This window comes from Streptomyces sp. NPDC001927 (assembly GCF_053594455.1).
Genome location: NZ_JBSFEN010000007.1, coordinates 410,586 through 429,169 on the forward strand (window position 1 = coordinate 410,586; position 18,584 = coordinate 429,169).

Annotated in this window: 13 protein-coding genes; 4 read left to right on the top strand and 9 right to left on the bottom strand. The window is 72.9% G+C overall.

All coding sequences use genetic code 11. The features are described 5' to 3' along the window. Positions 1–7 precede the first annotated feature (7 nt). Complete coding sequence (locus ACWCO8_RS21710; RefSeq protein WP_451033579.1) at positions 8–3,460, bottom strand: DNA polymerase III subunit alpha; 3,453 nt, start codon at positions 3,458–3,460, stop codon at positions 8–10. Positions 3,461–3,666: 206 nt separating this feature from the next. On the opposite strand from ACWCO8_RS21710, the gene ACWCO8_RS21715 reads away from it, so the two are divergent. Continuing rightward, positions 3,667–4,713 carry a DUF3533 domain-containing protein gene (locus ACWCO8_RS21715; protein ID WP_451033580.1) on the top strand — a complete coding sequence of 349 codons (1,047 nt, stop codon included), beginning with the start codon at positions 3,667–3,669 and terminating at the stop codon, positions 4,711–4,713. 67 nt (positions 4,714–4,780) lie between these two features. Here ACWCO8_RS21715 and adhE read toward each other — a convergent pair whose 3' ends face one another. After that, on the bottom strand, positions 4,781–7,375 hold the full coding sequence (adhE, locus tag ACWCO8_RS21720; RefSeq protein ID WP_451033581.1) for a bifunctional acetaldehyde-CoA/alcohol dehydrogenase: 2,595 nt from the start codon (positions 7,373–7,375) through the stop codon (positions 4,781–4,783). A 224-nt stretch (positions 7,376–7,599) separates the two neighbouring features. On the opposite strand from adhE, the gene ACWCO8_RS21725 reads away from it, so the two are divergent. Continuing rightward, on the top strand, positions 7,600–8,490 hold the full coding sequence (locus tag ACWCO8_RS21725; protein WP_451033582.1) for an alpha/beta fold hydrolase: 891 nt from the start codon (positions 7,600–7,602) through the stop codon (positions 8,488–8,490). Here ACWCO8_RS21725 and ACWCO8_RS21730 read toward each other — a convergent pair. From ACWCO8_RS21730 to ACWCO8_RS21750, 5 genes are all read right to left on the bottom strand, one after another. After that, the gene (locus ACWCO8_RS21730; RefSeq protein ID WP_362004179.1) at positions 8,469–9,176 is read right to left on the bottom strand and encodes a hypothetical protein; all 708 of its coding nucleotides are present in this window, start codon (positions 9,174–9,176) and stop codon (positions 8,469–8,471) included. The two genes, ACWCO8_RS21725 and ACWCO8_RS21730, sit on opposite strands and share 22 nt — an antisense overlap. Before the next feature lie 100 nt (positions 9,177–9,276). Then, positions 9,277–10,167: a S1 family peptidase gene (locus ACWCO8_RS21735; protein WP_451033583.1), complete on the bottom strand. Its 891-nt coding sequence runs from the start codon at positions 10,165–10,167 to the stop codon at positions 9,277–9,279. Between the two features lie 240 nt (positions 10,168–10,407). Next, on the bottom strand, positions 10,408–11,211 hold the full coding sequence (locus ACWCO8_RS21740; RefSeq protein WP_362004173.1) for a DUF1684 domain-containing protein: 804 nt from the start codon (positions 11,209–11,211) through the stop codon (positions 10,408–10,410). 61 nt (positions 11,212–11,272) lie between these two features. Further along, the gene (locus ACWCO8_RS21745) at positions 11,273–13,042 is read right to left on the bottom strand and encodes an FAD/NAD(P)-binding protein (protein ID WP_451033584.1); all 1,770 of its coding nucleotides are present in this window, start codon (positions 13,040–13,042) and stop codon (positions 11,273–11,275) included. Between the two features lie 28 nt (positions 13,043–13,070). Beyond that, entirely contained in the window at positions 13,071–14,318 is a 1,248-nt protein-coding gene (locus tag ACWCO8_RS21750; protein ID WP_451033585.1) for a DUF5685 family protein, read from the bottom strand. A gap of 322 nt (positions 14,319–14,640) precedes the next feature. Here ACWCO8_RS21750 and ACWCO8_RS21755 point away from each other — a divergent pair, with 322 nt between their 5' ends. Then, entirely contained in the window at positions 14,641–15,075 is a 435-nt protein-coding gene (locus tag ACWCO8_RS21755; protein ID WP_362004167.1) for a cell division protein SepF, read from the top strand. Between the two features lie 130 nt (positions 15,076–15,205). Here the strand turns inward: ACWCO8_RS21755 and ACWCO8_RS21760 are convergent, their stop codons facing one another. Continuing rightward, positions 15,206–16,858: an MFS transporter gene (locus tag ACWCO8_RS21760; RefSeq protein WP_451033586.1), complete on the bottom strand. Its 1,653-nt coding sequence runs from the start codon at positions 16,856–16,858 to the stop codon at positions 15,206–15,208. 407 nt (positions 16,859–17,265) lie between these two features. Here ACWCO8_RS21760 and ACWCO8_RS21765 point away from each other — a divergent pair, with 407 nt between their 5' ends. Further along, positions 17,266–18,297, top strand: a complete 1,032-nt coding sequence (locus ACWCO8_RS21765) for a phosphatase PAP2 family protein (protein WP_451033587.1) — start codon at positions 17,266–17,268, stop codon at positions 18,295–18,297. 63 nt (positions 18,298–18,360) lie between these two features. Here the strand turns inward: ACWCO8_RS21765 and ACWCO8_RS21770 are convergent, their stop codons facing one another. After that, on the bottom strand, positions 18,361–18,564 hold the full coding sequence (locus ACWCO8_RS21770; protein WP_362004158.1) for a proteinase inhibitor I78: 204 nt from the start codon (positions 18,562–18,564) through the stop codon (positions 18,361–18,363). Between the last annotated feature and the right edge of the window lie 20 nt (positions 18,565–18,584).

Genomic DNA, 18,584 nt, shown 5'->3' on the forward strand with positions numbered 1-18,584 from the left:
CGCGTGGTCAGCCCGCGGAACCGGGGCTGGTGTAGCCGAACTTCTTCAGGTCCGCCGAACGGCTGCCGGCCGGTTGCAGGTCGGCGTACGGATGGAGACGGGCGCCGGTGGTGCCGTTGACCAGGACGCGGTGCGGCTGGGCGGGCGTCGGGTGCGGCCGGTCGGCGCCGAGCAGGGCGAGCGCGGCCTCGGGGCCCCGGTCGCGGCGGGCGGCGGCGATCTCGTCCAGGTCCCAGGCCATGGTGCCGACGACGGTGCGGCGGGTGCCGCGCACCTGGACCGTGCCGCGCACGAGCAGCAGCCCGCTGTGGAAGACGGTGTGCGCGCAGGCCGGGTGGGAGTCCTCGAAGAAGGCCAGGTCGACCAGGCCGGAGCCGTCCTCCAGGGTGACGAAGATGATCCGCTTGCCGCTGGCGATCGGCGGGGTCTGGGTGGAGGCCCGGACGCCCGCGACGAGCACCTGCTGACCGGCCCGCATCCCGGCCAGGTGGGCCGCGTCGGTCGCGCCGATCTCGCGCAGCAGCCGGTGGTGGTGCTCCATCAGGTGCTTGGAGACGTCGATGCCGAGGGTGTTCAGCTCGGCGCTCAGGGCCTCGCGGCCGGTCATCTCCGGCAGCCCGCTCGGCTCCGCCCCGCCGACGGCGCCCGCGTCGAGGGGCAGTTGGCCCTTGCCCGCGGAGCGGGTGCGGGACTGCCGGTGGAGTTCGGCGATCTGCAGCAGCAGGTCGCGGCGGGTGAGGCCGTCCTCGTGGAGACAGGCCAGGGCGCCGATCTCGGCGAGGCGTTCGGCGACGGGCCGGCTGGGGCGGGCCCGCTGCCAGAAGTCCGACAGCGATCCGTAGGGCTGCCCCTGTTCGATCCGCGCGCACTCCTCCTCGCTGATGCCGTGTACGGCGGACAGGGCGAGCCGTACGCCCCACCGGTCCCCGTCGGTCTTCTCCACGGTGTGCTGCACCCGGGAGTCGTTGACGTCGACCTGGAGGATCGGCACGCCACGGCGGCGGGCGTCGGAGACGAGGACCCGTTTGGGCCACATGCCGGGGTCGTGTTCGAGGAGACCGGCAAGCAGGAACGCCGGACGGTGCGCCTTGAGCCAGGCGCTCTGCAGCGCCGGTACGGCGAAGGCGACCGCGTGCGCCCGGCAGAAGCCGTAGGCTCCGAAGGCCTCGACCGTCTTCCAGACCTGCTCGCGCACGGCCGCGTCGTACCCCCGGGCGCCGGCCAGGCGGTGGAACCAGCCCTCGATCCGGGGCAGTCGCTTCTTGTCGCCGAGCGCCCGCCGGGCGACCTCGGCGAGCGCGCGGTCGCAGCCGGTCATCACCGACAGCGTCTCGATGATCTGCTCGTGCCAGATGGTCACGCCGTAGGTGTCGGCGAGCACCGGCTCCAGGTCGGGATGGGCGTACACCGGTGTGCCGCCGTGCCGTGCGGCGATGTACCGCTCGGGCATGCCGCCGGCGACCGGCCCGGGACGGAAGAGGCTGATGTCGGCGATGACGTCCTGCGGGTCGCGGGGCTGGAGCCGGGAGAGCAGGTCCTGCTGGCCGGGCGATTCGAGCTGGAACAGGCCGAGGGTCTGGCTCTCCTGGATGAGCTTGAACGCGAAGACGTCGTCGAGCGGCACCTGCGCCGGGTCGTCCAGGTCGATGCGTTCACCGGTGGCCCGTTCGATCTCGGCGACCGCGTGGGTCATCGAGGACAGCATCCGGACGCCGAGGACGTCCAGCTTGATGTTGCCCAGCGCCTCGATCTCCTCCTTCGCCGCCATCGCCATGGGGTACTCGCCCTGGGGGGTCGGCTGGACCGGCAGCCGGTCCAGGAGCGTCGCGTCGCTGATGACCACGCCGCAGGGGTGCATGGCCATGCCGTGGACCAGGGAGTCGAGCCCCTCGGCCAGCTCCCAGAGCGGCCCGTAGCGGTGCGCCTCGGCCGCGAGGCCCCGCAGCTCGGGCAGTTCGGCGAGGGCGCCCTTGATGTCGGAGGCCCGCAGGTGCGGGAAGCTCTTGGCGATCCGGTCGATGTCCGCCGGCGCGACGCCGAGGGCGAGGCCGGTGTCGCGCAGGGCGCGGCGGGCCCGGTAGGTCTCGGGCATGGCGGTGACCGCGACCCGCTCCTTGCCGAAGCGGTCGAAGATCGTGTCGTAGCACTCCAGGCGCCGGGCGGACTCGACGTCGATGTCGATGTCGGGCAGCGACCTCCGGCGCACGCTCAGGAAGCGTTCGAACAGCAGACGGTGGTCGAGCGGGTTGGCCGTGGCGATGCCCAGCGCGTGGCAGACCATCGATCCGGCGCCGGAGCCGCGGGCCGCGACCCGGATGCCCTTCTCCCGGATGTCGGCCACGACCTGGCCGACGGCGAGGAAGTACGAGTCGTAGCCCATCCGGGAGATCACCGCGAGCTCGTCGTCGAGCCGGTCGAGCGCGGCGCGGTCCCGGTCAAGGCCGCGCCGGACGAGGCCGGCCTCGCTCCGCTCGCGCAGCAGCCGCGCCGCACCGCCGGCTCCGGGTTCCGCGCCGAGCACGCCGGGCTCGGGGAAGTGGGGTGTGCCGAGCCCCAGGTCGGCGACGGGGTCGAGGGCGCAGGCGGCCGCCGCGGAGGCGGTGTCGGCCAGCAGCCGGCGGGCTCGCGCGGGGTCCGCGCCCGCGCACTCGGCGATCAGCCGCGCGATGCTCGTCATCTTCCCCTCGCCCTTGAGCCAGCGCTGCCCGCTGTCCAGGCGGCGCCGGTCGATCGGCCGCAGCAGCCGCGCGGAGTCCAGGACGTCGGCGAGCCGGTGCTGGTCCTTGTCGGCGTAGCGCACGGCGTTGGTGAGCACGGCGGTGGTACGGGTGCGGTCGGCGAGCGCCAGCGTCCTGGCGGCCAGCCGGAGCGATCCGGGGCCGGTGCCGGAGGGCTTGTACGCCACCGTCTCCAGGCCGAGTCCGCCGCCGAAGATCTCCTGCCAGGGGACGAGGAGCCTGGTCGCGACGGACTCGCGCCCCGCCGCCAGGGCCCGTACCGGCTCCGAGAGCGGTCCGAGCAGCGCGATCAGGCCGGGGCCGCCGTGCGCGCGCAACGCCTCCCACGGCACCACCGGCGGCGTACCGCCGAGAGCGTCGGCGTGGGCGGCCGAGGTGATGCGGCACAGCCGCGCCCACCCCTCCCGGTCCCGCGCGAGCAGCGTGAACCGCAGCGGCGGCTCGACGACGTGCGCGCCTCCGCGCGCCGGGGTGCGGCGGCGTGCCTCCGGTGGCGGGGGCGCGAGGGCCTCCACCGCCAGGTCGACGCCGAAGACCGGCCGGACACCGGTCTCGGCGCAGGCCTGGGCGAACCGGACGGCGCCGGTGACGGTGTCCCGGTCGGTGAGCGCGAGCACGGGTACGTCCCGCTCGGCGGCCCGCCGGACGAGGTGTTCGGGGTGGGCGGCGCCGTAGCGGACGGAGTAACCGGACGCGACGTGCAGATGGGCGAAGCCCGCCATGCCGCACCTCCATCACTCCACCCCTTTTCGACGATTCACCCGATATGTTCATCGTACGCTCGTTCGATTACTGTACCCCCTCATCGACCTTGGTCGGCGACCCGATTCGAACACATCAGCGATTCCCGCGGGAGGGGTCACGCACGCCTCATCCGTTCGGCCGCACCCCGCCTGCGTGATCACTCCCCTCCCCGGAGCGTGGGGGCATGAGCCTCGTCGACGAACTGAAGAGTGCCGTCACGCCCCGCGCCGCCCTGCTGGTCGTCGGCGTCTTCGCCCTCCAGCTGCTGTTCATCGCCTCGTACGTCGGGGCGCTCCACAACCCGAAGCCGCGGGACGTCCCCTTCGGCGTGGTCGCGCCCCCGGCGGTCTCCGCCCAGCTCGTCGGGCGCCTCGACCAGCTCCCCGGCGGGCCGCTCGACCCGCGGACGGTCTCCGACCAGGCCGAGGCCCGCGCGCAGATCCTGAACCGGGACATCGACGGCGCCCTGCTCGTGAACCCGGCCGGGACCACCGACACCCTGCTCGTCGCCTCCGGCGGCGGCACCGTGCTCGCCTCCTCCCTGAACAGGCTCTTCACCACGGTCGAGGCCGCGAACGGACGCACCATCAGGACCGTCGACGTGGCCCCCGCCTCACCCCAGGACTTCGACGGCCTCTCCGCCTTCTACCTGGTCGTCGGCTGGTGCGTCGGCGGCTACATCTGCGCCGCGATCCTCGCCATCAGCGCCGGTTCCCGCCCCGCGAACCGGGAGCGCGCGATCATCCGGCTCGGCGCCCTCGCGCTCTACGCGATCCTCGGCGGCCTCGGCGGCGCGATCATCGTCGGCCCGATCCTCGGCGCCCTGCCGGGCAGCGTCTTCGCCCTGTGGGGCCTGGGCGCCCTGGTGGTCTTCGCGGTCGGCGCCGCCACCCTCGCCCTCCAGTCCGTCTTCGGCATCGTCGGCATCGGCCTGGCGATCCTGCTGATCGTCGTGGCCGGCAATCCGAGCGCGGGCGGCGCGTTCCCGCTGCCGATGCTGCCGCCGTTCTGGAACGCGATCGGCCCCGCCCTGCCCCCGGGCGCCGGCACCTGGGTCGCGCGCTCCATCGCGTACTTCAAGGGCAACGACGTCACCGCCTCGCTCCTGGTGCTCTCCGCCTGGGCGGTCGTCGGGACCGTGGTCACGCTGGTCATGGCCTCGATCGGGCGCAAGCCCGGCACCGAGCCGATCGCCGAGGAACTCGGCGCGGCGGGCGGTGCCGCCGCGTGAGCCTGCGTACGACGACGAGGCCGCCCCGCGCTTCCTCGCGCGGGGCGGCCTGCTGCCTGAGAAGGGGTCAGGCGCCGTAGTACGCCCGGGTCATCAGCTCCTTCATCTCCTCGATCATCGGCATCCGCGGGTTGGCCGGTGCGCACTGGTCGGCGTACGCGTTCATCGCCTGCTGCGGCAGGGCCTCCAGGAAGGCCGCCTCCTCGACGCCCTCCTCCTGGAAGGAGGCCGGGATCCCGCACTTCGCGCGCAGTTCCTCGACGGCCTTCGCGTACGACTCCACGCCCTCCTCCGGCGTCCCGGCCGGCAGGCCCAGCATCTTCGCGATCTCCTGGAACCGCTCCGGAGCCCGGTAGACCTCCGCCTTCGGCCACGGCGTGGCCTTGCCGCTGACCTGGCCGTTGTGCCGGATGACGTGCGGCAGGAGCAGGGCGTTGGTGCGGCCGTGGGCGACGTGGAAGGTGTTGCCGAGGGTGTGCGCCATGGCATGGACGAGGCCGAGGAAGGCGTTGGCGAAGGCCATGCCGGCGACGGTCGAGGCGTTGTGCATCTTCTCGCGCGCCTCGGGGTCCTTCGCCCCGTTCACCACGCACCGCTCCAGGTTCTCGAAGATGAGCTTGATCGCCTGGAGGCAGAGCCCGTCGGTGTAGTCGTTGGAGTAGACCGAGACGTACGCCTCGGTGGCGTGGGTCAGGGCGTCGAAGCCGGAGTCGGCGGTGACGCTCGCCGGGAGCCCCATGGGGAGGACCGGGTCGACGATGGCGACGTTCGGGGTGAGCGCGTAGTCGGCGAGCGGGTACTTCTGGGCGGCCGCCGGGTCGGAGATGACGGCGAAGGGGGTGACCTCGCTGCCGGTGCCGGAGGTGGTCGGGACGGCCACCATCTGCGCCTTCTTCCCGAGGCCCGGGAACTTGTAGGCGCGCTTGCGGATGTCGAAGAACTTCTCCTTCGTGTCCGCGAACTCGACCTCCGGGTGCTCGTACATCAGCCACATGATCTTGGCCGCGTCCATCACCGAGCCGCCGCCGAGCGCGACGATCGTGTCGGGCCCGAAGTCCCGCATCAGCGCGGCGCCGGCCTGGACGGTCGCCAGCTCGGGGTTGGGCTCGACGTTGTCGACGACCTGGAGAACGACCGCCGAGGGGCGGGCCCGGAGGATGTCGGTGACCTTCTGGACGAAGCCGAGCGTGCCCATGGTCTTGTCGGTGACGATCGTGACCCGCTTGAGGCCGTCCATCTCGCCGAGGTAGCGCAGGGAGTTGCGCTCGAAGTAGATCTTCGGCGGGACCTTGAACCACTGCATGTTGGTGTTGCGCCGTCCGATCCGCTTGACGTTGATCAGGTTGACCGCGGTCACGTTGTCGGAGACCGAGTTGTGTCCGTACGAGCCGCAGCCGAGGGTCAGGGAGGGCAGGAAGGAGTTGTAGACGTCGCCGATCCCGCCGAAGGTGGAGGGGGCGTTGACGATGACCCGGATCGCCTTGACCCGCTTGCCGAACTCCTCGGCGAGCTCCTCGTCCTCCGTGTGGATCGCGGCGCTGTGCCCGAGCCCGTGGAACTCGACCATCCGCGCGGCGAGTTCGAGGCCGTGCTCGGTGGTGTCGGCCTTGAGGGCGGCCAGGATCGGGGAGAGCTTCTCGCGGGTGAGCGGCTCGCCCTCGCCGACCTCGTGGCACTCGGCGAGCAGCAGGGTGGTGCCGTCGGGGACCTCGAAGCCGGCCTGTTCGGCGATCCACCGCGGCGACTTCCCGACGACGGCCGCGTTCAGCTTGGCGCCGGAGCAGGTGGTGGCGTAGGCGGTGGTCCCGAAGACGTACTCCTCCAGCTTGGTCTTCTCGGCGGCGGTGACGACGTACGCGCCGAGCCGCTCGAACTCGGCGATGCCCTGCTCGTACACCTCCTGGTCGAGGATGACGGCCTGCTCGGAGGCGCAGATCATGCCGTTGTCGAAGGCCTTGGAGAGCACGATGTCGTGGACGGCCCGCTGGAGCTTGCCGCTCCTGGTGACGTACGCGGGAACGTTTCCGGCGCCGACGCCGAGGGCGGGCTTGCCGCAGGAGTAGGCGGCCTTGACCATCGCGTTGCCGCCGGTGGCGAGGATGGTGGAGACGCCGTCGTGGTGCATGAGGAGGCCGGTGGCCTCCATGGAGGGCTCCTCGATCCACTGCACGCAGCCGGCGGGCGCGCCTGCGGCGACGGCGGCGTCGCGGACGATCCGGGCGGCCTCGGCGGAGCACTTCTGCGCGGAGGGGTGGAAGGCGAAGACGATGGGGTTACGGGTCTTCAGGGCGATCAGCGCCTTGAAGAGGGTGGTCGAGGTGGGGTTGGTGACGGGGGTCATCGCGCAGATGACGCCGACGGGTTCGGCGATCTCGGTGATGCCGTTCAGTTCGTCGCGGCGGATCACTCCGGCGGTCTTCAGACCGGCCATCGAGTGCGTCACGTGCTCGCAGGCGAAGAGGTTCTTGACCGCCTTGTCCTCGAAGAGGCCGCGGCCGGTCTCCTCCACGGCCAGCTTCGCGAGCTCGCCGTGGGCGCTCAGCGCCGCGAGCGACGCCTTCTTGACGATGTGGTCGACCTGCTCCTGGTCGAACTCCTCGAACCGCCCGAGCGCCGCGAGAGCTCCCTGGACGAGTCCGTCCACCATCTCCTTGGCCTCCATGGCAGGTACTCCTTCTTCGATCCCTTTTTCCGATGACTCCATTCGACACCCGGGATATACCGAAAAGGGTCGGACAAAGCCCTGATCGGGCGGGCCGAAAGCCCCTTCAAGATCACAGAGAACACTCGCAAAGCCCACTTGACCTGGGCGAACACCGCAGGACTTTAGACCCTTGCGAGCTTGTGAAAACTTTCACAAGAATTTCCCCGGTAGGCTCCCCGACCATGGGAAAGCATGTGCGCACCGATGACGGCCGCCTGCTGCTGGCCGAGGAATGGGGAAATCCCGCCGGGACCCCCGTACTGCTCCTGCACGGCACACCCGGCAGTCGGCTGGGGACCGCGCTGCCCGACCTCCCCGAGCGCCGCCCCGACCTGCGCTTCTTCGCCTACGACCGGCCCGGGTACGGCGGCTCCGACCGGCACCCCGGCCGCCGGGTCGCCGACGCGGCCGGGGACGCCGCCGCCGTCGCCGACGCGCTCGGCATCGACCGGTTCGCCGTCGTCGGGCGCTCCGGCGGCGCCCCGCACGCGCTCGCCTGTGCGGCCCTGCTGCCCGAGCGGGTCCGGGCGGCGGCGGCGCTGGTGAGCATCGCGCCCCGGGACGCGGCCGGGCTCGACTGGTTCGCCGGCATGACCCCGTTCAACGTGCGCGAGTTCGGCCTGGCCGACGAGGCGCCCGAGCTGCTCGACGCGGACCTGGCCGCCCGGGCGGCGGCCATCAGAAGGGACCCGGAGCGGCTCGTCGAGGACCTGCGCGCCGAACTCTCCGACCACGACCTGCCGATCGTCTCCGACCCCGCCGTACGCGCCACCCTCCTGCGCTCCTACCGCGAGGCGCTCGGCGCCACGCACCACGGCTGGACCGACGACAGCCTCGCCTTCACTCGCCCCTGGGGCTTCGACGTCTCCGCCGTCACCGCCCCCGTCCTGCTCTGGCACGGCCTCGACGACGCCTTCTCCCCACCGGCCCACACCCGCTGGCTGGCCGGCCGGATCCCCGGGGCGACCCTCGAACTCGTCCCCGACGCGGGCCACTTCGCCGCCCAGTACGCCCTGCCGGCGGTCCTGGAGTGGCTCCGGGAGCGAGGAAGTCAGGAAGGCGGCGGCAGGTAGCCCTCCGAGCGGGCTCCCTTGAGGCAGTTCATGATCCGCTCATGGGTGTCGCCCACGGTGTCCACGACCCGCAGGCGGACGTAGAAGGCGTCGACCTCGGCGACGAAGCGCCGGGAGAAGGACCCCATCTCGACGGTCTCGTACGTCCCCGTGCCCACCAGCGGGAAGTTGCCGAAGAGGCGGATCTGGAAGTCCTCGCCCGCGGCCAGACCGGCACCGGTCAGGATCGCCACGGCCCCCGGCAGGTCCGTCCACGGGGTCGACGCCGGATCGCTCTCCCCCGCCAGGACGACCCGGCAGTCGTACCTCTCGATCACCGCCGAGTACTGGCCGCCGTTGTAGACCGCCGCCCGCCACTCGACTCCGCCCCCTCGCAGCCGCCCCGTCGTCCAGTCGCTCTTCCAGCCCAGTAAGGGCCGTACGGTGCGGGCGTACTGCGCCCGCGCGAGGACGGCGGCGGCCGCGACCGCGAGCAGGCTGCCCAGCGGCTCCATGTCCAGCAACTGCAGCCGCCACGGCCAGTCGGTCCTGGCCTGCTCGGTCATGTTGGCGCGGACGATCTCCCAGCCGAGGACGGCCGTCAGCAGGCAGAGCAGCACGATCGGGGCCGTGTAGAGCAGCGGGCTGCGCCGGACCCTGCGTTGCGCGTCGGAGGCGGGTATCGGTCCACCGGGCCGGACGGTCACACATTTCTCCCCACCACGAGTCCACGCGTCGGGTCCCCCGGCCCACGAGGGGGCCGGGGGACCCGACTTCCGTTCGGATCATGGTGCCCGATCGGACGCTCTAGTACACGCTGACCCCGTACGCGCTCAGCGCCTCGGTGACCGGCTGGAAGAACGTCGTACCGCCGCTGGAGCAGTTGCCGCTGCCGCCGGAGGTGAGGCCGATCGCGCGGCTGCCGGAGTACAGCGGGCCGCCGGAGTCACCGGGCTCGGCGCAGACGTTGGTGCGGATCATGCCGTACACGATGTCGCCGCCGCCGTAGTTGACGGTGGCGTTGAGGCCGGTCACCGAGCCGCTGTGGGTGCCGGTGGTGGAGCCGCGACGGGTCACGGACATGCCCACGGTGGCGTTGGCGGCGCTGGTGATGTCGACGCTGCCGACCGTGCCGGACTTGGTGACACTGGAGTTCGTGTACCGGACGATGCCGTAGTCGTTGGTCGGGAAGCTGGATCCCGAGGTGGAGCCGAGGACGGTCGCGCGGCCCGAGTCGGCGTACCAGGTGCCCGCGCCGTCGGTGCAGTGCCCGGCGGTCAGGAAGAAGTAGTTGCCCGCGCTGTCACGGACGTTGAAGCCGAGGGAGCAACGCCAACTGGTGGCGTAGGTGGCGTCGCCGCCGGAGATCAGCTTGTTGAACTTGCCGGGGGTGCGCTCGACCCGGATCGCCTTGGCGTTGGCGCCGGCCTCGCGCTTGATCTCGGCTATCTCGGCCTTGGACACCGTGGAGTCGGCGGTGACGACCAGGGTGTTCGTGGCCTGGTCGACGTGCCAGGCGGTACCGGCCACGTCGGCGGCGAGGACGGCGTCGCCCGCGGCGGTGAGCTGCGACGCGCTGAAGGTCTGCGCCGTGTCGGCGTTCGCGGCGGGGACCGCGACGGCCGCGGCGGCGGCCAGACCGGTGGCGACGGCGAGCAGACGGATGGTTCTCGTGGGGGTGGTGCGCTTGATCCTCACTTGACGTTCCTCCAGAGGGGAATCGGGGGTCCACAGTGGGGTGTCGGACCCGTGAGGCGCGGCCAGGGGCCGGCGCTGTGGGGGAGTCTCGGGCTCCCCGACCGACCGCCGCAAGGGCGCCTTTCGGCCGTACGAAGCTCAACTACCTGATGCCACAAAGGAGTTGATCACACGCGTGCCGCGGACGACGCTCCCCACCGCTCCCCACCGTCCACGGCACCCCCGGCCCCGTCCCCCGCCTCAGCCCTCCACCAGCCGCCGCTCCCCCGCCGGCACGGCGGTGTCGAGGGTGTTCCCGGGCGGCGGGAACGGACAGATGAAGTGGTCCGCGAAGGCGCACGGCGGCAGCAGCGCCCGGTTGAAGTCGACGGTCACCGAGCCGTCCTGGGCGGGCGCGGCGGGACGCAGGAAGCGGAAGCGGTAGCTGTCCCTTCCGCTGGTCGCGTCGGCGAAGACCGCCCACAGCGTGCCGTCGTCCTCCACCGCGACCTGCAGGGTGTGCTCGACACCGCGCAGTTCGAACGAGAGCACGCCCGCGAGCCCGAGCCCCCGCTCCCTCCCGTCCGCGTTCTCCACCCGGACGCTCCGGGACTCCTCGTACGCGCGGAAGGTGCCGGGCACCGCCCAGCTCTCGTCGTACGGGGTGGCCTCGATGCCCCGGAAGGCGCGCCGCGCCGGGGACTCGGGGTCGAAGTCCCGTACCGCCCACAGCCCTTCGCGGCGCAGCACGACAAGGCGCCGCCCGGCGGACTCGGCCCGGGACTCGTGGATCGGGGCGTGGTCGGCGGTGAGCCGAACGCTGCCGATCAGGGGCTTGCCGTCGACGGTCACGGCGTCCTCGGCACCGGCCGTGAGGACCACCTCGTCGCCCTCGTCCCGCCACCGCCCGGGAACGGCCGGAATTCGACCCTCCGGGTAGTCGGAGAGCCAGTACGTGCCGGTGAGGGAGAGCGGACCGTACGACGAGGCGACCGCCGCCGTGCGCTGCTCGTGCCAGTGCTCCCAGTCCTGCCGGGCCTGGGGATCGGTGCTATCCGTGCTCATGGTGATCCACCCTTCCATACGGGTCCGAAAAGGCCCGGACGCGACGCTTCGGGTGATGCGGTCAGGCCCGGCGGGGCCCGGGCAGGTCGCGCAGGAGGGCGAGGACGGTCCGCGCGGTCGCGTCGTTCTGCCGCAGCGCGAGGCCGTTGCCGCCGGGCCGGGTGAACCCGCCGGGCCCGCGCGCGTCGGTGTGCGGACCGAGCGCGAACCGCCGGGGGTACGGCACGCCCGTCCGGTCCAGGACGCGCCCGTCGGCGGGGTCGACGGCGAGGAGCCCGGCCGGGGTCGCGGCCGCGCCGTCGGCGTACAGCGCCCGCAGCAGCGGGTCCCGGGTGGTGGTGACCGTGGGCTCCGGGAGCCGGGCCTCGACGAGGGCGCGGGCCTCGGTGACGTGCCCCGGCAGCGTGGGGCTGTGGGCCCGGAACACCCCGTCCTCGGCGGCGATCCGGAGGTCCGCGCCGAGGAACCGCACGACACCCGCGCGGGAGAGCGCGAGCAGGTTCCGCAGCCGCGGGTCCGGCGGCCCGGACGCCAGGGAGCTGTAGAAGCCGTGCCACCACGGACCGAGGTCGCCGAGCCGCGCCAGCTGCCCGTAGACGGCGAGCAGCGCGTGGGAGAGGGCCAGGTCGGTGCTGCGCTCCGGGTCGCGGCGGCGTGCGACGTCGGCGGAGATGTACGTCCGCAAGTGCGCCTGGAGCGCTTCGGCGGAGGCGTGGCGCACCCCGGCGAGCGGCCGGTCGAGCGCGCCGAGATCGAGCCGGTCGGCGGGGTCGGGCACGGCTGAGGCGACGAGGGCGTCGAGTTCGGGGCCGCCGCCGGGCGGGCAGGCGGCGTGGGCGCGCTCGAACTCCGCCCAGGGGACGCGGGTGCGTTCGGGGTGCGCGGTGAAGAGGCGGTGGTAGTGGGCGAAGCCGAGCTCCTTCGCGACCAGCGGCCAGACGTCCCGCCGGAAGTCGGCCCCGCCGGGCAGGGCGAGGAGCCGGTCGATGGCGGCGGGACCCAGGTGGTGTGGCAGCGGCGGCCGTTCGCCGAGGAGCGGGTACGCGATCTTCGCGTGGTACGGAACGCCCCGCCGCGACCCGACGTACAGGACCGGCTCGCGCCCCGAGGGTACGTACGCCCCGTCCTCGTACCGGCCGCCGCGCCCCTCGGTGAGGAGCACCATGAGGTCGACGAAGGCGAGGCCGAGGCCGCGCACGAGAACGGGCGCGCCGGGCGCGAGCCGCGCCGGGGAGAGGTCGCTGTCGGCGGTGAACTCGGGCGGCAGGTGCACCAGACCGTGCCGCGCGGCGAAGTCGGCCAGGCGGATCTGCTCGGCGTCGGGTTCGGCGTCCAGGTGCCCCTGGGCGAGGACGACGGCGTCGGCGGCGAGCGGGGCGTCGAGGCCCTCGAGCCGGACCGTCTGGCGGCCGTGCCGCGCTCCGGCGACGTGGAGCGCCCGGCGCGGGTGGTGGTGGACGGCGATCCCGGGCGGCAGGGCGGCGACGGCCCGCTCGTACACCCAGCGCAGATAGCCGCTGTGCGTGCGGCGGCTGACGAAGGCCCGCCCGTCCCCGCCGGCCCACGCGTGCACGGTGGGCCCGGCGAGGACGGGACCGGCCATCTCCACGCTGGCGTCGGTGAACATCGTGACGTCCCGCGCCTGCGAGTTCATCCGGAGCAGCGGCGACTGGTCGTGGCGCCAGATCCGCCCGCCGCCCGGCGGGTACGGGTCGACGACATGGACGTCGAGGCCGGAACCGTCGTACAGCTCGGGCACGTTGGCGGCGATCCGCTCGAGCACCCCGGTCCCGCGCGGCCCGGCACCGACGATCACCAGCGAGCGGGCCACCTCGCCCCGTCCGCCCCGCCGCCCGGGCTCAGCAGTCGCATCCGCAGTCGCAGCAGTCGCACGCGCAGTCGCCGGCGTCGGCCACGTCGTCCGCGTTCCGGCAGGCGCCCTTGCGCTTCTTCCGGGACCACGGGCCCTCGTACCGCTTCGCACAGCACAGCTGGCAGGTGCAGCACAGCCAGGTGAACGCGGCGCATCCGGCCAGGAATCCGCGCGGCTTCGGCCGCTGCGGCCCCTCGCCCCCGAACTGCGGCGGCAGCCCACCGGGACCGCCGGGGCCGCCGGGCCCGCCACCGCCGTACGGGTTCCCGCCGCCGCCCCCGTAGGGATTGCCGCCGTTCCCGTACGGGTTCCCGCCCCCGCCCGCGTAGGGGTTCCCCGGCACCGGCCCCTGGCCGGGACCCGGCGTCCCGTGGGAGCAGGTCGTGCCGAAGGCGCGGTCGACCGAGACCCGCAGCTCGTGCGCGAGCAGCATGTGCACGAGCCGGCCGTCGACGAACTCCGCGTCCCGCAGGGCCAGGCGGATGCCGTGGAGCGCGTCGTCCGCGAGCCGGCGGGCCTCGACGAGCGAGGTGCCGGTCGCGGCGAGCGGGTTCCACGCGCCCGAAGCGGCGTCGGCCTCCCGGTCCTCCACGGCGTCCAGCAGGTGCGCGAGCCGCCCGAAGAGCCGGCCGGCCTCGGCGAGCGGCTCGACGTTGCCGGGTCGCCCGGCGAGGACGGCGGTGTGCGCGAAGGCCGCCGCCGTCGCGGTCTCGGTCGGCTCGGTCACGACGAGGAGCGGCGTGCCGGGTCCGGCGAGCGTCTCGATCCCGGTCTGCCGGTCCACGGCGTCCACGAGGAGGGCGGTGTCGAAGCCGAGCGCGCGCCCGGTCCGCTCGCCCGCCCGGTCCCAGGACCTGGCGACCCGGCGGGCCGCGGCGGCGACCGGGCGGCGGGCCAACAGGCCGTCCCGGTCGGCGACGTGGTCCCGGACCTTCGCCGAGGCGAGGACCAGCGAGACGGCCGCCGCGAGCCGCGCGCCCTCGCCCTGGGCGACGGGCGCGGTCCGCATCCCGCGCAGCGGGCAGGGGCCCGCCGTGCGGCGTATGCCGTCGAGCGGGCCGGTCTGAGCCTCCGTCAGAACCGAGACGATGAGCCCGTCGTAGTTGGTGACCACCCGGGCGAACTGCCCGTGATCGGCCCGAAGTGCCAGACAGAGGCCGCAGAGATGAGCCATCCACTCGGTCCTGAGGCCCTCGGTGAGCCGGTGCGTGCAGGGCCTGACTATTCCGAACAAGAGACTCCCCCGTGAGTCGCGCGCATGTGCGGCTGGTGCGTGTGCCGGGCATCGTATCGAGCGTCCCGTTCACCCGGACGCTCCGACCGTCACCCTTCTGGCCCGACTTTCATATTTTAAGTTGCACAGCTCCTGCGGAACCTCCGTCAGGCCCCGCATACCGCAAGATTCCTGACGAATCGCCAGAAACAGGGCCTCACGTTCTGCACCAGTACCGTCACGAAACACGCGCGCGCCGACTATCCACTTGGCGCGCGATCCGCATCATGGACGACGATAGGGATTGCGGAACCACAAGTGACCGCGCTGAAAGGAGGCGTCCATGGGATCGGTGCGCAAGGCGAGCGCCTGGCTTGGACTCGTCGAGGACAACGACGAGCGTTACTACGACGACGAGTACGCCGAGGGTAACGAGAGCGGCGACGCCTGGGTGACGGACCCCCGGGTCCGGGTGGCGTCCGACTCGGCCCAGGAGCAGGGCCGCCGGATCGCGACCGTCTCCCCGGACGGGTTCCGGGACGCCCGGGGCATCGGCGAGCTCTTCCGGGACGGCGTCCCGGTCATCGTGAACCTCACCGCCATGGAGCCCTCCGACGCCAAGCGCGTGGTGGACTTCGCCGCCGGACTCGCCTTCGGTCTGCGCGGCTCGATCGAGCGGGTGGCCACCCGGGTCTTCCTGCTGACCCCGGCCGACACGCAGATCATCAGCGGGGACCCGGCCGGGCGTGCGCAGGACGGTTTCTTCAACCAGAGCTGAGCGGTGGGCGCCCCTTCCGGCGACGGCGCCGGAAGACGCCCACCGAACACCGGCCACACCGAACACCGCCCACACCGCACGCACCGGCCCGTGAGCCGGCGCCTCGGAACCCCGCCCGTGCCCCGGCGCCTCAGCGCGCCGGGCGGCCGGAACGAGCGGGCTCGACCGCCTCACGCTCGGCCGGCTCGCGGCGGCCCGGCACCCGCACCTCCTCGGGGACCGGCGCCACCAGGTCCTCCGGATCCACCGTGCACTCCATGACGCGCGGCAGCCGCAGCGCCATCACCGCCCCGACGAGCAGCAGCCCCGCGCTGACGAACAGGGTGACGTGCAGTCCGTCCACGAAAGCGTGCCGGGCCGCGTGGTACAGCGCCGCGCCGGCCGTGCCGCCGAGCTGGTCGGCGACCTGGTAGGCCTCGCCGAGCGAGTTCGCGGCGGCCTTGCTCGCGGCGGCCGGGACCTCGGGGACGGAGGCGAGACCGGGGGCGTACGCCGCGTTCATCACGCTGCCGAGCAGCGCGATGCCCATGCCCGCGCCGAGCTGGTACGAGGTCTCGCCGATGGCCGCCGCGCCGCCCGCGCCCTCCGGCGGTGCCTCGCTGAGCATCGACTCGTAGGCGGAGAAGAGGGTGGTCTGCAGGCCGAAGCCGAGCAGCACGAAGCCGCAGGTGAGCAGGAGCGGCCGGTCGGTCTGGCCCATCATGACGAGCAGCAGCACGGCGGCGGCGGTGAGGACGAAGCCCCAGCCGACCATCCGGCGCGGCCCGATCCGGCGCAGGGTGTACGAGCCGGTGGCGCCGGCCGCCATGGCGGCGAAGGTGAGCGGCAGCAGCCTGAGCCCGGTCTCCAGGGGGCTGAGCCCGAGGACGAGCTGGAGGTACTGGACGGCGATCAGCTCCAGGCCGACCAGGGCCAGCATGGCGAGCACGATGCAGCCGACGGAGGTGGTGAAGGCGGGCCGGGAGAACAGCCGCATGTCGATCAGCGGGTGCGCCCGGCGCTTCTGCCGCCGCACGAAGAGGATCAGCAGCGCGGCGCCGACGAGCAGCGGGCCGCAGGTCGCCGGGGCGAACAGGTTCTCGCCCGCGCCGATCCGCTTCACGCCGAGGACCATGCCGAGCACGCCGGCCGCGGCCATCAGCGCGCCGACGACGTCCCAGGGGCCGTCGTCGCGGCCCTTGGACTCGGGCAGCAGCCAGCGGCCGAGCGGCAGGATCAGCGCCATCAGCGGGATGTTGATCAGGAAGACCGAGCCCCACCAGTAGTGCTCGACCAGGAAGCCGCCGAGCACCGGTCCCGTGGCGGCGCCGACCGCGGCGACCGCCGTCCAGATGCCGATGGCGGTGGCCCGCTCGCGCCGGTCGGGGAAGACCGCCCGGAGGATCGAGAGGGTGGCGGGCATGATCATCGCGCCGCCGACGCCGAGGAGGGCGCGGGCGCCGATGAGGACCTCGGGGGTGGTGGCGAGGGCGGCGACCGCGGAGGCGACGCCGAACAGCGCGTAACCGAGGAGCAGGACCCGCCGCCGGCCGACCCGGTCACCGAGCGTGCCGAAGAGGATCAGCAGCGAGGCGCAGATCAGCGGATAGGCGTCGACGATCCAGAGCAGCTCGGTGGCGCCGGGGCGCAGGTCCTCGGTGAGGGAGGGGACGGCGACGTGGAGCACGGTGGCGTCGAGCGCCACGAGCAGCAGGCTGACGCAGAGGACGACGAGGACGACCCAGCGGTTGGCGCCGCCGCCGTCGGCGCGGAGCCGTGCTCCGGCCGTGCTCGTCCGCTGCATGTACGTACCTCCCAGTGAAGCCCTCGCACTCGGCGGGCGCCGGCCGGGGGTTCGGGTCCTCGGGGCGGCCCGGCATCGACGGGCGAGTGAGCCGTCAGCGTACGCGAGTTCACGGCACGAGCGCGTGGCGCACCTCTCACCCCGGCGGGCCGCCCGGTGTGGCGTACGCCACTCCAGCAGGGCCGCGCGTCGCGCCGAATTCCTCCCGTACAACCGTTTGAGAAATTTCCGTGACGTACAAACAGACTTCCGGAAAGCCGACTTCGCCCAATAGGGCACAAGGTCATCGGATTCTCAGACAGTAGCCAGGAATAAACCCCGGTCTGAGACCTACTCCACATCACATCGTCATCACGAAGAGACCGGAACGACCAAGGTCGACACTCACTCCCTGTAACGTCGATTGGGTGCGTACCGACATCTTTGCCCGGCTGGACCGGGAGCCGGAACCGCCGAAGATAGAGGTCCCGCGGATGACCCGTACGCGTCTCGCCCTCTTCGGCGGGACGCTGGCGTTCTATCTCGCCATCGTCGTGGCCGTGCTGCTCTCGACGTGGCTGGTGACCCTCGACTGGAAGATCATGCTCTTCCGGCCCTATCAGCAGTGGCCGGACCTGCACCCCTTCCTCGACTACTACGTCGTCCTCGGCCAGCGCGGCCCGACGGCCGTCATGGTGGCGGCCTGGCTGGGCTGGCGCTCCTGGCGCCAGCACACCCTGCGCCCCCTGCTCACCCTCGGCGCCGCCCTGCTCCTGCTCAATGTCACCGTCGGCGCGGTCAAGCTCGGACTCGGCCGCCTCGGTCCCCACTACGCGACGCAGATCGGCTCGGCCGAGCTCTTCGCGGGCGGCGATATATTTCCGTCCGGACACACCGCCAACGCGGTCGTGACCTGGGGCATCCTGGCCTATCTGGCGACCACTCCGCGCGCCCGCCGCTACCTCTCGGCGCTCTCCGCCGTGGTCGCGCTCGGCGTCGGCCTGACGACCGTCTACATCGGCACGCACTGGCTGAGCGACGTGCTGCTCGGCTGGGCCGCCGGGCTGCTCATCCTGCTCGCGCTGCCCTGGTGCGAGCCGCTGATCAGCCGTGTGGAGGCCGTCGTCCTCAGCGCCCGCGACCGGCTGCGCGAGCAGCTGCGGGCCCGTCGCCGGCTGGTCCCCTCGCTGCCCGTGGCGGCCGGTGGTCCGCGGCCGACGCTGTACCCGCCGCGTCCGGTCGCGTCCGACGAGCCGGTCAGGGAGACCGTCGGCGCCCGCAGCGGACGGGCCTCGTCCGCCGCGCGCGGGGACGGCCGTCTCGCGCCGCCGCTCACCACCCCCCGGGGGCACGCGGCCCACGCCGGGCACGCGGGGCACTCCACGCGCCCGGAGCGGACGCAGATCACGCCGGCCGGCGGCCGCAGGCCGTCGCGCTCGCGGCCGCTCACCGGCGGCTGACCCGCACGACCGCACGAGGAAGGGCCCCGGCAGCGCGCCGGGGCCCTTCCTCGTGCGTGACCGTCAGCCCAGCCAGCAGCGCGTGACGGTACCGTCCGTCACCTCGAAGTTGATGCGGCCCTCCAGGTACTCCATCGTGATGATCGAGCCCGGTGGCAGTGAACGGACCACGCTCCAGCCGTGGTTACGGGCGAGTCCTTCGGCCTGCTCGCGGTCGAGACCCACATAGTCTTCCGGCGGTACGGGTGAGGTCGGCTTGGGTGTCATGCGCCTCACGTTAGTCCCTT